This is a genomic window from Paenibacillus sp. 2TAB26, from assembly GCF_052115145.1.
Taxonomy (GTDB): Bacteria; Bacillota; Bacilli; order Paenibacillales; family Paenibacillaceae; genus Pristimantibacillus.
Genome location: NZ_JBFRGC010000008.1, coordinates 133,104 through 146,682 on the forward strand (window position 1 = coordinate 133,104; position 13,579 = coordinate 146,682).

Sequence of the window (13,579 nt, forward strand, 5' to 3'; positions counted from 1 at the left end):
ATTCACATGTAATATCCTCATCACTTTTATTAATATCCTCATCTATTTGCATATAAAATGAGCATTATTGCACAACAGGGAACAATAACTTCTGATTTTTAAGCCAAAACATATTCTCTTCCGTTATAAGCTCCATACTCATTTCAACCTTCTCGGGAACCGCTTGTCCATTTGCTGCTGCTAATGCATGCTTGACGCTAAGATAGCCCATGCTGAAGGGATTTTGTACGATTAATGTTTGCAGCTGATTTTCCTGAAGCAGCTCCAGCAGCTCTGGCGAGCTATCGAAGCCTACCAGCTTGATCTTATTGCCCGCTTGCCTGCGTTTCAGTTCATACGCCGCTCCTATCGACGTTTCTGTGTTAAGTGTTAATATGCCGTCTACCTTTTGCTTATCTAAAATACTGCTGACGGTTTGCTCACATTCTTGGTACGCCTCCGAGCACAATTGACTGCCAACAAGGTGAAGTCCCTCATATTCGTTAACTGCATCACGGATTCCCCGCTCCCGCTGAATGCCATTAATTCCACCCTTGCTATACGTTACAATCGCAACATCGCCGTTGCCTCCAAGCTGTCTGGCGATTTCCCGCAGCGCTTCTTTGCCAGCTAAGTAATTGTCCATTCCGACATAAGAAGCCGTCTTCCCCGAGGTTAGCAAGCTGTCCATTGCGATAACTGGTATATTCCGCTTTGCAGCTTCCTCCAAAAAAGGCTGAAATGCCGCATCATCATTTGYTCYGAGTACAATTGCATCTGGCCGAGTCTCCAGCGATTGCATAGCTGATTGCAGCTGCCCTTTGATATCCCCCTCATCTGCACCAGCAGAGACATGCAGAGTAATGCCAAATTCTTTGACGGCAGCTTGTGCGCCCATCGTCACATTTTTCCAGTAGTCGCCTTTGCTCGTCCGAAGAATAAGCTGAATCGTCTTCCCAGTCTGCTCCTGCTTCGGCACTTCTGGACCCGGGTAGAGAGCGGAATACAATAAAAGGACAGCTATGATGAAGAGCAGCAAGCTAATGACCCTGCCTTTGAGATTAACCATTATGCTTTTCCCCTCCTTCAGCTTGCTGCAGCGTAAGAGCAGGGAAACGAATCGTGACGGTTGTGCCTACTTCCTGCTCGCTCTCGAAATGCAAACCATAAGTTGGACCAAAAAACAGTCGAATTCTCTCCTGCACATTCATAACCCCAACACCTGATCCCTTCGAGCTTATGACAGCACCTGTAAGAATTTTACCCAGTCTCTCCTCCGACATGCCAAGCCCATTATCAACGATTTTGATCACAATATCACTGCCTTCAAGCCTCATGGAAATAGCAATATGCCCCTTGTCAACGGAGGGCTCAATGCCATGCACGAGCGCGTTCTCAATTAGAGGCTGAACAATAAGCTTTAAGGTAGCAAGCGACAATGCCTCCTGCTGCAAATCAAAGGAATAGTCGAATTTATTTTTGAACCGCATGTGCTGGATAACCAAATAGTTCCGTGCATGCTCCATCTCATCCGCTAGCGTGATTAGGCTTTTCCCCTTGCCTATACTAATGCGAAACAGCTTGGACAGCGACGTAATCGTCGTAATCACTTCTTCATTTTTGTTCATGCCCACCATGCGTACGACCGTATTTAACGTATTGTATAAAAAATGTGGATTGATCTGCGCTTGCAGCGCTTCCAGCTCGTACTTTCGTTTGCTCTCCTGTTCCCTTACAATTCGTTCCATCAGCTGTTTGATCGTACCGATCATAATGTTGTACCGATCTGCAAGACGCTTGATCTCAAGCGGCCCTTCGCCGCTGGCGGCCAGGTTGAAGTCGCCCCGCTCTACGCTTTTCATCGAAAGCTCCAGTCGTTTGATCGGTCTTGAGATTCTCCGTGCGACTAAACTCGATAATAAAAATACGATTAGCGCTAGGCCTATAACAAGCTTGGACATCGATCGGTTTAATTGCCCGCTTGTCGTCATCACCTCATCCAAATAGGATACGCCTACTACCTTCCAGCCGACGTTGCCAATCGTTTGAACGCTTATCATTTTTGCCTCATCCGTAGAATCGTCAATAAAGCTGCCGTACGTATGCTTAAGCGCCAGCTCAACATTCTCTTCTTTCAGCTTCGCATAGATGAGCTCAAGCTGCGGATGATAAACAATGTTGCCGGCAGACTCGTCCAGCATGTACACATAACCCTTTTGCCCCAAGCTCACTCGTTCGGACAGCTCATCAATCGTATTGAAATTGACATCCATCAGCAAAACGCCATGAACCTGCTTGCCTTGATGCTGCACTGTGATGCTTTTGCTCATCGATACGACCCATCGGAACTGCTGCTTATACAAATTTTGAACATGCGGAAGCGATATAGATAAGTGACCTGCTGAATCGAGTGCGCTTCGAAACCAGCCTTCCTCCGTCACTTTCAGCGTTTCCTTCAGCTCAACATTCGGTAAATCGATAAGCAGTTGACCTTTATCATCGAATAAGGTGAGTGATACCGTGTCCGAACGCGTCGACATCATCGATTCCAGCTGGCGGCGCATCCCATCGGACTTCACATCGGCGCTTTGTCCGATTGAATGATGCATCATATTGAACAAGTCAGACGTGACCTCTATATAATTTTCAAGATTGTAGCTTACTTGATCGACAATTTGCTGTGAGTTGCGAAAGGCATTTTCCTGCGCGGTTGCAGAGAAACGACCGTATAATACAACGCTGACAAGCAATATAATAAACACAGAAAATATCGTAATAGAAACGGTTAATATAAACTGTATGCTTTTGCGGTTTATCATTTTTCTTGTCCCAGTAAGCCGCTGCGATATTCTTTGGCAGACAATCCGGCATATTTCTTAAAGCTGAGGCTAAAATAATTCGGATCGGCAAATCCGATTTTCTCCGCAATTTCGAATGCTTTGAGCTCTGTCGTGCGAAGAAGCTCCTTTGCCTGTTCCATTCGAAGCTGCAGCAAATAAGCACCGAACGTCATTTTCAACTCTTTTTTGAACAGACCGCTAAAATATCCTGCGCTGATATGCAGATGGGCACACACCTTCGCAATAGACAAATCACTATCGTGATAATGCTCTTTCGTATAGTGAATGGCATCCTCTACGATTTGTTTATATGTATGCTGCCTGCGGCTGGCGATACGAACTCTCACCTTAGCACATAAATCTCCAAACCAAGCCTTCGTTTCCTGCATGCTGTTCAGCTTCTGGTATTGATTCAATATGCCCCATCCGCCTGCGAAAATGTCATCATTGTCACTCTCATAAGCTTTGGTCAGCTTGATAATCGCCGTTACCATCTCGAGCAAATAATGCTGGTACTCATGAACAGGAGCCTGGATGCGGGATATTTCATCAAAAAGTCCATCAATTACTTCCTCCAGCTCTTTCTCGGTACCAAGCTTCACCGTTCGAACTAGATTTTGCTCCTTCCATTCATCGAAGAGAAGCTTGTCATTCACACGACTTTCCATATCATCGATACAAATGATGAGGTTGTTGCCAAGAATCCGGCGATAATCTAGAGCAACCGTTGCAGCCTCATAGGCATACTTGAGATTTCCAACATCTTGTGTGAAGGTTCCAACGCCAATCATGACGGGAAAACGTAAAAACCTCTCGATACTTTGCAGTATTTCCTTTAACGCATCCTGTGTTTGCTCCATAACCACTTCCTTATTGGGTTCTGGGCTGACCGTGAACAGTACAACTTGATCTTGATGAATAAAAACTTTGCCAAGCTCATGTCTATTCCATATTTCAGCCGCGATATTGCACACGGAGAATAGCTTCAGATCCAAATCTGTTGACGAAGCAAGTGAATGTGAGGGTGGTTGAAGCTCAGCATCCTTCTGATGTTCAGAGTGATTAACTGCAATAATGGATACGATGTACCCTTCACCATCCAGCTCCATGCCGTATTTCGCTGCTTTTATAGAAATGTCCTTATAAGACTGTTTGCGAGTAATTAAAGAGGAAAGAAACTTCTCGCGCACGATAGGCAGACTGGTGCGGTAATGCTCCTCCAGAAGCTCAATATTGGTTCGCTTCTCACGTTCTTCATCCATGCGCTTCGCTACTTCCGCAATCGTGTCCGTTAGCTGCTTTGCCGAGAACGGTTTCAAAACATAAGCCTCTACCTGCAAATGTATGGCCTGCTTCGCGTATTCAAATTCATCATGACCCGATAAGATGACAATTCGTGTAATGGGATATACCTTTCTAGCCCATTCCGACAGCTCCAGACCGTTCATATATGGCATACTAATATCTGTAATGAGCACATCAGGCTCCATTTTCTCAAAAATCTCCATCGCTTCCTTGCCGTTTCCTGCTGTTCTAACTTCTGAGAAACCGCAGCTCTTCCAATCAATCTCACTCATTAATCCTTCCGTAACTTCCGGCTCGTCATCAACGAGCAGCAGCTTGTACACATGTACCCCTCCAAAATTAATGCTTTTTGACGAAGCACCTGTTCAATCACCTCGTTTCGCCACTCCCCATTTAACCATAGATTTTATGAATGTAAATAAGAAATCAATGGATTAGGTTAGGGTATGTCTTACTCCTATCTTCTTATTCATGCAGGAAAATAACTTTCGAAGCCTATAAGAGCATGCAAAAAAACCGTAATCCTCTTAAAGAGCTTACGGCTTATTTTTTGCACATATACAACCTATAAATATAACATCCTTCATTCCTTTATTGACGACGTCGTGCTCGCACAACAACAATCCCAATGATCATAAAAAGGGCTAGCGCACCTATGATGATCTGCAGCTTTGTTGCTCCGCTTTCGTTAGCATGCAAAACCTCGCCAGCGCTTAAGGGCAGCGGATTATAACCATTGCCTAGTACCTTCAACTCTTCTCCTGCAGCAGAAACCAGCTTCGTTAAATCACATATCCCTGTTTCAAGCTTTCCTGATCTGTCATTAGCAGACACGATATAGGTATCACCTGCATTAAATTTTTCATATCCGCAGCTTGCAGAACTCATCGCTGTATATACAGCTGTCTGCTGCTTGAGTTTTCCTTTCCATACCGTTGCTACTTCAAAGTCTACTTGAACGAGATCAGCAGATGACATCGTTTTTTTCTTAGGAGGCTGTGTTACCTTGATTACTTTTCCAGTGAAAATGGCAGTCTTGCGTCCAAGCTCATCTTTTACCTGCGTCTCTGCAGATGGCGACATTGCACACGAGCATGCGAAAGCTGCTTTAGGGTTAACAATAAGTGCTGTACTTAACAGAATGACTCCACATAAAAGGTATAGCAGAATTTTTTGGTTCATCATCATCACCTCATAACCTAGACGGGCTGAAAATGATAAATGTTCCCACAATAATGGATCGTTATGAAATAACGTTTACCGAAGCCGCTGGCTATTTACTCATTAAATTGATATATTACCTAAGGTGAGCGAGCTTAATGCAATGGCAACGAGCTCCTTAGACTAAAGAACCGTAGGTGACTAACATGATTGAGGTAAAGACTTCTAAGCTTAGCGATGGAGAATTTAATAGAGGAGTATTTGCGAAGGTTGATATTGCAAAAGGCGTACTGTTTCATGAAGCCCCGGTCATTCCTTTCCCGAATGAGGAGCATGAGCACATAGAGAAAACGATGCTTGCTGATTATGTGTTTGAGTATGGCGCTAATCACACTGCGATCCTGCTTGGATACGGCATGTTGTTCAACCATTCCTATACCCCAAATGCTTATCACGATCTTGATTTTGACAATCATGTCGTTAACTTCTTTACTTACTCAGACGTAAAAGCTGGCGAAGAGCTTCTTATCAACTACAACGTGGATAACGATGATCCGATGTGGTTTGATGAGAAAGTGAATGAGGACGAAAAATAGCAAGTGAGCTTTCTGCCCTTATTCTAAGCTTCACGGCGTAAATAAAGACGAGCCCGTTCCGCAGAAACTGCGATCGGACTCGTCTTTTTTGTTCACAACAAAATTATACAAAACCGCCATTCACTCGAATCGTCTGACCTGTCATCCACTGTGACTCGTCACTGGACAAAAACAGCACCACACTCGAAATATCCTCAGGTTCACCCAATCTTCCGAATGCATTCATATTGGCAATACCCGATATTTGTTCTTCTGATTTCCCTACCTTAAAGAGCTCCGTGTTAACAGGACCAGGTGCAATGGCATTAATGGTGATCCCCTTTGGACCAAGCTCCCTCGCTAGTTGGCGAGTGATCTGTTCAACTGCTCCTTTCGTCGCTGCATACACGCTATACGTCGGGAACATCGCGCCAACAACCGAAGTCGAGAAATTGATAATTCTTCCGTTAGCGTTCATATGCAATGCCGCTTGCTGGCAAGCAAAAAATGTGCCCTTCACATTAATAGCGAACTGCTTATCGAAGTCTTCCTCCGTCATATTAGCAATCGGCTTCGTAATCATAATACCCGCGTTATTCACAAGAATATCTATTTGTCCAAAAGCTTCTAACGTTTTGCTGAACATAGCCTCTACTTCCGCAACGATACTAATATCAGCTTGAATCGCTATAGCTTCACCACCTAAACGCTTAATGCCATTTACTACTTCTTCTGCTTTGCCTGGGCTACTCGTGAAGTTCACAACAACCTTTGCACCGTTACCCGCTAATTGCTCAGCAATCTCCCGACCTATTCCCCTTGAAGCTCCCGTTACCAATGCTACTTTCCCAGCTAAACGCTTCTCCAAAACTATTCCCTCCTTGGCATCTACATCATTATGATCTGATTATATTCTCGCCACAGACAAATATCAAGTGACATTTTTTATTATTTGTCATTTTATTTAAAGAAGATTTATCTATAAATAAAAAAGCCCCTCTGATTAAAATCATCATGGGGCTTCACATTATACGATTCCACTAAGCAGTAAATTCCATACGAATTTGAACTGTTCATCGATGTCTTCTGCCAACCATTCATTGGCATGTGCAGGATGATGAAATTTCGACGTTGCAAAAAATACGGCCTTCGCTAAGTTCTCGGCTTGTCCAGACTTGAATTCGTTTGAACGTATTCCTTCATCTATAATTTGCGTGATCTGCCCTATCAAGCGGTTCACATGATCGGTGATCATTTCAACCGCATTTACAGTGACAGCCGCGTACATCGCAAACATCTCTGAATCATTGGCTGCATAATTCCGCTTGCTGCGGATGAGCGTCTCCATCCATAAACGCAAGCGCTCTGAAGAGCTGCCGCCGGTTTGATTGGCTATCGCTTCTAAAGGCAATGCGATGCATCTCTCCAGCCAGCGCCCCGTTACCGCTTCTCGCAATGCAGCTTTACTTGCAAAGTGGCGATACAACGTACCATGGCTTACTTGCAGCACCTTAGCTACATCCACAACCGAGCTTTTATCAGGCCCATAACGTCTAAGCACCTGTTCAGCTGCATCTAAAATCGTTTCCTTATTCAACGGAAGATCATTTGTCATATTGGGCAGTGAGCGATTCATCCACTTCAGACAGCTGGAAGATCCATTAGCTCAGCACTGTCCCCCCTCTCGGTGATTTTAGCCTACTATATCAAATCAAGAGTGTAATGACAATATCGTTATTTTGTTATTCGTTTTTATGCTATTAAAATAAAGCCAATTTAATTCGCAAGCAAACATGATATATAATATTTAAGATCTTAACGTATGCTTGCATCATAATGACTTTGTAATAATAAAGCCGAATGTCCTCCAGTAAGAGGCATTCGGCTTTATATGCGCTTATGACTTAAAGGTAAAGCCCGCCTTTTTATGAAAAAAAGAGAGCTATTGACCAATAAAGGTTGCAGAGCCGTTATCACCTGTAAAAGGAGGTGCGCCAGGCGTTGTTACATAACAAATAATCATTTTGTAGGACTTACCCTTGGATATGTTCTGGTTAAAGGTAAGCACAAAGCTTTGGTTTTGACTGTCTGCCGCAGCTATCGATACTTTACTCGCTGTTAATGAATTGCTTGGATTCACTTGATCATTTTTGCCAAGGGTTGCGATGCCTGTTGGTGTAACATCCGTTGTACTCTGAATCCAATAATTTGTTGGCGTTATGCCTTTTGTTTTATCAACTGGCTGGTCGTAAGTGATGAGCAGTTGATTAGGCGATGTTTGTTTCACCTCGCGCAGCATTGGTATGGTCTGCTCCCTAGCACTTGCTGCCTGAGGAGCAACAATCGCCAGAGTAAAAATACTGATCAACACGAGCCTTGTCATAAACTTACTCATTTTGTTCCTCCCTATTCAATAAGTGAAGTATTTGTTACCTTTAAGGATAATGCCCTTACGAGTTATCATTTATCCGTTAAATAGGAAATTAATGTATTTTTCAAAAAAAAGACCAGGTTCCCCTCATAAAGGGGAAACCTAGCCTGCTTTGTCTTTATGTATGAACATTTAATGATAGCGAACAGCTTAAAATTAATGATCAATAACGATGCTTTCTAGTTTCACGTTAACCGGATGTGCGATGGTGTCGCCAACTGGACATTTGCTCTCTAGAAACTTCACGAATTCCTCAACCTTTTCTTTTGGTGAATCGGTTTTGATATGGAAGGTATAGCGAATATCCGAGTAACCAGGACGCACATCCGATTTATTGAAAAATCCATCAAGATCGATGTCGCCTTCTACCTCTACTCTGAAGTCATCCAGTTTAACATCAAACTTTGGAGCGTAAACTCTAGCAACAATCGATTGGCAAGCTCCTAATGAAGCGAGCAGCGCTTCAACAGGATTCATCCCCGTATCTGTCCCGCCCAAGCTTTTGGGCTCATCGATCGTGAGCTCGAAATGTCTAGACTTCGTTAAAACCTTTACGCCCTCTTGTAATTGAGCAGTTGCTTTAAACGTTTGAACAGCCATTTTGTAGTCTCCTCTAGTTCATTGGTTTTTTTGTAGATCATTTGCAAATAAACCAAGTTATTTACTAGGTATTATATGTTCATTCTAAATTTATGTCAATCCTTGGAATCGCAGCCATGCAGCTTATCTACTCTTTATTATTCCTCGAATGAAAGATTAGACGGCCCATCCAGCAGCTCGCTTTCCATCTCAAGATTAGTTGTTGGCACGCTGAGATCAACCTCTTCGAACTTGAAGCTATCCACCCATACATGCCCTTTGCCCATAAGCAGTACACCAATGGATATGGTCGCACTGTTATCAGGAACATCCAATACGATAGCGTAATGATTCCAGCCCGTATCGCCAATAATTTTTCTATTATTCATATTATCAAACTGCAAAATATCCTGAGCGTTGTTGTCCACCCTCATCCACAAGCCGCAATATTCCTGTACCCCGCTTGTCCTTACAAAACCTGTGAATCTCATTCTGCGACCGACAAACTTCTCAGCTTTAAATTGCTGCATCATCGTACCAAATTGACCCGGTTCCTCTGCACTAAGCGCCTTCAAATACCCCGATGCATTTCCTTGATGAACAATGCTGCGGTCAACCCCCATTTCATAGTTTTGAGGCTGGCTTCCCGTCAGGAACCAGTCTTTCACAGGTGAAGCTTGATCCATATAATCTCCTCCTAAAGTAGAATACGTATGTGGTGCAAACATTTTACGGTAACGGCCCGGCGGCATGCTGTACATCTTCTTGAATGCTCTTGTAAATGCTTCCTGGCTTTCAAAATAGCAGTTCAACGAAATCGTAATGATCGTTTCATCCGTGTTTAGTAGCAGTCTAGATGCATAACAAAGTCGGCGGCTTCTCAAATAATCCGCTATGTTTATGCCTACTTCCTTTCGGAATAAACGGTGAAAATGGTATGGAGAAAAACCAGCGTGTGCAGCTATTTGTTCAAGTGTCAGTTCATCCTGAAGGTTATCCTCCATGTACTGGATACTTTTTTGAATGATGTTGTGAGTAATCAAAGGTGCGCCTCCTTTGACTCTAGAATAGCAGAAGGAAGAAGGCTGTTTTTGATATTTTTTGCTAAGTTGTCATTGCTGCAAGCTTAATCCTCTATTTTAGTAAAAATCATTTTTGGTTAAATTACACTTGTGTGAAATCAGTAAAGTTTAAGTATAAATAAACAGCACCTTGCCGTGCCTATTTCCACTAAGCATAATGAATTTAGACATGGTATCAACAGCACCTAGAGTATGACCTCTACTACGTTAAAAGGAGTGATGATGTTTGAATAAGAACAATCAAATCAAAAAGCATGTGAGAGGTTTACATTTATAATTAAATAAACCTCTCACATACTTCTGGGAGGAAATAAGTTTATGTATATTTCGAAAGCGATAGGAACGGAACTTACCAGCGAAAACTTCTCTAAAGCAGCAGCACTTTTTGGAGCTTTGAAGCACCATTTATCGATTCAAGGTGTCATTGAAGGTGTTTTGCACGGTAGAGTTTTCTTGTCCATTGACAGCGCGACAGCTGTATTAACAAGCCCTCAAGGTATATTTTTAGGCGGCAGCCCTGAAAATCATTTATTTTTTGAAGAAGTAAACAAGCTGTTTAAAGAAGAACTTTTGCTGAAGCTTGCAGCCATCGGACGGCTTGATTATGTGCTCTTCTATCCCTCGGATGAGAAATGGGAAAATATGCTCAGCCTCGTGATGAAGGATCTGCTGCCTCTGCGAACTGGCCGAATGACCTTTACTCACAATCTGGACGGAATAGAGACTAAGCTTGCTGATCATATTTTTCCGGTAGATAGCAGCTTTCTTAAAAGAGAAGATTTAATAGGGCTCGTTGGCGTCATCAGTGAAATTCAAGGTGGCTGGGCCTCCATTGAAGCTTATGAGGATAGAGGTTTTGGATGCGCTGCAATTCAAGACACGGATGAAGGGCCCGCCATCATCAGCTGGTGCCTGACCGATTGGGTAGTCGGGGATGAATGTGAGCTTGGCATTCAAACAGATGAACAATATCGAGGCAACGGATGGGCTCGAAAAACAGCGTTAGGTGCACTGTCACTTGCGAAGCAACGAGGTATGACAAGAGTAGGCTGGCAATGCTGGTCAAGCAATATAGGCTCGCAAAAAACCGCTATAGCTGCTGGGTTTAAGCTGCTTATTGATTTCCCCGTTTTGTTCGGATGGAATCTGCCTTTAAATAATCTCCTTGTTAACGGGAACCATTATCTGCGTGGAGATACGAGATATGGCGTGGAACGAGACTATGCACGTGCAGCATGGAGCTACGCACAAGCTCTTGATCAAGGCTGGGATTGGAACGGAGATGCCGCGCTGTATTGGAATGCCGCTTGCTTGTTTTATTTGACCGGAGAGCAGGATCGTGCCATACACTATTATAAAAGCGCGGTGGAAAAAGGTTGGCAGGGCATTCACAAGCCCCATTATCATGATTATGTCTACAGAGAAGCGGACAGCGAGCAGATGGCTCGTATTTTCGCTGAAGCATGTAAGTAATAGAGGTTGACCTCTGTTGACCTCTGTTACCCTCCGCCAATGTCTAACATACAATGCATGGTGGAGGTGATTCTTTTATGCTTCAAATGTCATGGTATTCGAAGGCTTTAGGATTAGTCGGCCAGCCAGTCGGCGTCTCTTTAATGAACGGACAAGGTGTAACAGGCGTTTTATGCAGCATTACCGGCGGTAATTTAGTGCTGCAGGAATACTTGTATCAGAGTCAATTTGCGACGAAGCAATATCCCATTAATACGATTCAAGATGTTAATTCTTTTCCAGGCTGCAGCATGCCTGGTCCATTATTCTAATATCAATTCACAGATTACCAAGAGCACGAGCTGAGAAGGATTAATCCTTCTCAGCTCTTTTCTGTATGATGAGCGCTATCCATTGTAATTGAGAACTGTTATCATTTATAATGAGAGAAGTCGATGGATTTATCATCATCCAGAAAGAGTGAACTGCCTATGTCCCCTGCTTGTGAAGAAATGTCCCTTGCCTCCCATTTATTTTATATGCCTGTCCAAGTAACTAGAGTAGATAATGAAACGGTGGCAGACCGCTTCTTTGAAGAATCGGCACCATTTTCCCGAATTTTCATCGTATCGAGCGGTACAGCTGAGCTTTCTATTAACGATCAGTTGTATGAGATAGCGCGTGGAAGCGTCGTGTTATGCGATGCCCTTCAGCGTCTAAAATGGAAGGCTTCCCCCTCGCTGCGCGGTATCCAGATTGCTTATCGCTGCTTGACTTCGGAGGGCTCCGAGCATTGTGGGCTCAATCACCCTGAACCGCTGCATCGCTGTCCGGTCGGAATCCTTAGATTAGCCGGCGAGCTGGAAACGGTGTGGAGAGAGCCCCAATTAAGTGAACCGCTTCAGTCTCAACAGTTGTTTATTGAGCTGCTTGTGGAGCTGTACAAAGAACGTAATGCTCTGAAGCAGCCATCCAACTACTGGCTTGAGCATGCCATTCAATATATGGAGACGCATTTTAATAAGGATCTGACGCGGGAGCAAATGGCTGAACAAGCTAATGTAAGCCAAGAGCATTTCTCACGTACATTCCGCAAAAATACGGGACGCACCTTCAATGCCTATCTAACCTTGCTGCGAATTCGCAGCGCGCAGCGGCGTATCCTTGTCGGAGCTCCTGATCTGAATACTCTTGCTCAAGAAGTCGGCTATAAGGAAGGCTTTTATTTAAGCCGTAAATTCAAAGAAGCTGTCGGGCTTTCCCCCACCGCCTATCAGCGCAAGCACAAACGGATTGCCGCATTGAATCTAAATCATACCGCTAGCCTAATGGCGCTCGGCGTTATCCCAGAGCTTGGCGTCTATACAACCTGGTTGGAGCATTCCAATAACAAGTTGATTGTAAACACCAGTCAGAAGTTAAATACATACGGCCAAACTCCCTCCACCTATTATGAAGCGATCGCTGCTGCAAGGCCTGATGTCATTATTAGCTACAATACGGCGGAAGAGAATAAGGACCTGCTTCCGCTCGCGCCAGTGGTGGAACTCCCTTTTATGACGATGAACTGGCGCGAACAGTTCCTTATGATTGCTGACATTGTAGATAAACATCAGACAGCTGAAGCGTGGCTCGCCTATTATGATCAGTTGATCATTAGAAGCAATCATAGGCTGGATCGCCAGCTTGGCTATCGCGGTACCGCCGTTGTATGGGAGATTGATTCGAACAAAGCTTATTGCTGCAGCAGCAGTCATGGCAGAGGCAGTCAAATTCTTTATGATGATCTCGGATTTCAGCCTCCCTCCGAATTGCTGGAACAAGGCTTTTTCGCTCGTGGATATGTGGAAGCAGATATCGAAACCATTGCATCTTATCCGGCCGACCATATTTTCATTACTTCATTGCCTTCTTGCCAGCGTGATCTGATTCAAATGGATCGTTTATTTCACTCCCCTCGCTGGCTTGCGCTGAAAGCTGTCCAGAATAAGCAAGTATACCTGCTTAATGAGCCAGATATGTTTTGCGGATACGACCCGATCTCTACGCAAGCGCAGCTTCGAGAGTTGCTTCGTGCGATGACCTCACGTCACAAATCTGCATGACTACACATCATTTTAGTCCATAGTCATTTTCAAGATTACACGGTAAAGTGTTACTGAGAATGATTATCGT

General features: G+C 43.9%; 13 protein-coding genes. 4 read left to right on the forward strand and 9 right to left on the reverse strand.

What is annotated here, in order from left to right; genetic code table 11:
• Positions 1–64: 64 nt before the first annotated feature.
• The 4 genes from AB4Z50_RS10630 to AB4Z50_RS10645 all read right to left on the reverse strand — a co-directional run bounded on the left by AB4Z50_RS10630 (position 65) and on the right by AB4Z50_RS10645 (position 5,306).
• Positions 65–1,048: a substrate-binding domain-containing protein gene (locus AB4Z50_RS10630; RefSeq protein WP_441878650.1), complete on the reverse strand. Its 984-nt coding sequence runs from the start codon at positions 1,046–1,048 to the stop codon at positions 65–67.
• The gene (locus tag AB4Z50_RS10635) at positions 1,041–2,798 is read right to left on the reverse strand and encodes a cache domain-containing sensor histidine kinase (RefSeq protein WP_441878652.1); all 1,758 of its coding nucleotides are present in this window, start codon (positions 2,796–2,798) and stop codon (positions 1,041–1,043) included. Before AB4Z50_RS10635 ends, AB4Z50_RS10630 begins: the two co-directional genes overlap by 8 nt.
• Positions 2,795–4,447 (reverse strand): response regulator, encoded by a 1,653-nt coding sequence (locus tag AB4Z50_RS10640; protein WP_441878654.1) that lies wholly within the window; start codon positions 4,445–4,447, stop codon positions 2,795–2,797. The genes AB4Z50_RS10635 and AB4Z50_RS10640 overlap by 4 nt, the downstream gene beginning before the upstream one ends.
• Positions 4,448–4,715: 268 nt before the next feature.
• Complete coding sequence (locus AB4Z50_RS10645; RefSeq protein WP_441878656.1) at positions 4,716–5,306, reverse strand: hypothetical protein; 591 nt, start codon at positions 5,304–5,306, stop codon at positions 4,716–4,718.
• Between the two features lie 185 nt (positions 5,307–5,491).
• Between AB4Z50_RS10645 and AB4Z50_RS10650 the strand changes: the two genes are divergently transcribed.
• Complete coding sequence (locus AB4Z50_RS10650) at positions 5,492–5,881, forward strand: SET domain-containing protein (protein WP_054026376.1); 390 nt, start codon at positions 5,492–5,494, stop codon at positions 5,879–5,881.
• 103 nt (positions 5,882–5,984) lie between these two features.
• On the opposite strand, the gene AB4Z50_RS10655 is transcribed toward AB4Z50_RS10650, so the two are convergent.
• From AB4Z50_RS10655 to AB4Z50_RS10675, 5 genes are all read right to left on the reverse strand, one after another.
• Positions 5,985–6,728: an SDR family oxidoreductase gene (locus AB4Z50_RS10655; protein WP_441878658.1), complete on the reverse strand. Its 744-nt coding sequence runs from the start codon at positions 6,726–6,728 to the stop codon at positions 5,985–5,987.
• Positions 6,729–6,887: 159 nt separating this feature from the next.
• Positions 6,888–7,496 (reverse strand): TetR family transcriptional regulator, encoded by a 609-nt coding sequence (locus AB4Z50_RS10660; protein WP_430055289.1) that lies wholly within the window; start codon positions 7,494–7,496, stop codon positions 6,888–6,890.
• 306 nt (positions 7,497–7,802) lie between these two features.
• Complete coding sequence (locus AB4Z50_RS10665) at positions 7,803–8,255, reverse strand: hypothetical protein (protein WP_441878661.1); 453 nt, start codon at positions 8,253–8,255, stop codon at positions 7,803–7,805.
• A gap of 192 nt (positions 8,256–8,447) precedes the next feature.
• Positions 8,448–8,891, reverse strand: a complete 444-nt coding sequence (locus AB4Z50_RS10670) for an OsmC family protein (protein ID WP_076268773.1) — start codon at positions 8,889–8,891, stop codon at positions 8,448–8,450.
• A 137-nt stretch (positions 8,892–9,028) separates the two neighbouring features.
• Positions 9,029–9,913: a helix-turn-helix transcriptional regulator gene (locus AB4Z50_RS10675; protein ID WP_441878663.1), complete on the reverse strand. Its 885-nt coding sequence runs from the start codon at positions 9,911–9,913 to the stop codon at positions 9,029–9,031.
• A gap of 357 nt (positions 9,914–10,270) precedes the next feature.
• Between AB4Z50_RS10675 and AB4Z50_RS10680 the strand changes: the two genes are divergently transcribed.
• The 3 genes from AB4Z50_RS10680 (at position 10,271) to AB4Z50_RS10690 (ending at position 13,509) form a co-directional block, all read left to right on the forward strand.
• Positions 10,271–11,425, forward strand: a complete 1,155-nt coding sequence (locus tag AB4Z50_RS10680; protein ID WP_441878665.1) for a GNAT family N-acetyltransferase — start codon at positions 10,271–10,273, stop codon at positions 11,423–11,425.
• A gap of 86 nt (positions 11,426–11,511) precedes the next feature.
• Positions 11,512–11,736, forward strand: coding sequence for a hypothetical protein (locus AB4Z50_RS10685; RefSeq protein ID WP_441878878.1), 225 nt, complete (start codon positions 11,512–11,514; stop codon positions 11,734–11,736).
• Between the two features lie 123 nt (positions 11,737–11,859).
• On the forward strand, positions 11,860–13,509 hold the full coding sequence (locus AB4Z50_RS10690) for an ABC transporter substrate-binding protein (protein ID WP_441878667.1): 1,650 nt from the start codon (positions 11,860–11,862) through the stop codon (positions 13,507–13,509).
• Positions 13,510–13,579: the final 70 nt, after the last annotated feature.

Coding starts and splice junctions, on each gene's coding strand:
- AB4Z50_RS10635 (WP_441878652.1), bottom strand. CDS start 2,798: ATGATAAACCGCAAAAGCATACAGTTTATATTAACCGTTTCTATTACG.
- AB4Z50_RS10645 (WP_441878656.1), bottom strand. CDS start 5,306: ATGAACCAAAAAATTCTGCTATACCTTTTATGTGGAGTCATTCTGTTA.
- AB4Z50_RS10650 (WP_054026376.1), top strand. CDS start 5,492: ATGATTGAGGTAAAGACTTCTAAGCTTAGCGATGGAGAATTTAATAGA.
- AB4Z50_RS10660 (WP_430055289.1), bottom strand. CDS start 7,496: ATGAATCGCTCACTGCCCAATATGACAAATGATCTTCCGTTGAATAAG.
- AB4Z50_RS10665 (WP_441878661.1), bottom strand. CDS start 8,255: ATGAGTAAGTTTATGACAAGGCTCGTGTTGATCAGTATTTTTACTCTG.
- AB4Z50_RS10670 (WP_076268773.1), bottom strand. CDS start 8,891: ATGGCTGTTCAAACGTTTAAAGCAACTGCTCAATTACAAGAGGGCGTA.
- AB4Z50_RS10680 (WP_441878665.1), top strand. CDS start 10,271: ATGTATATTTCGAAAGCGATAGGAACGGAACTTACCAGCGAAAACTTC.
- AB4Z50_RS10685 (WP_441878878.1), top strand. CDS start 11,512: ATGTCATGGTATTCGAAGGCTTTAGGATTAGTCGGCCAGCCAGTCGGC.
- AB4Z50_RS10690 (WP_441878667.1), top strand. CDS start 11,860: ATGGATTTATCATCATCCAGAAAGAGTGAACTGCCTATGTCCCCTGCT.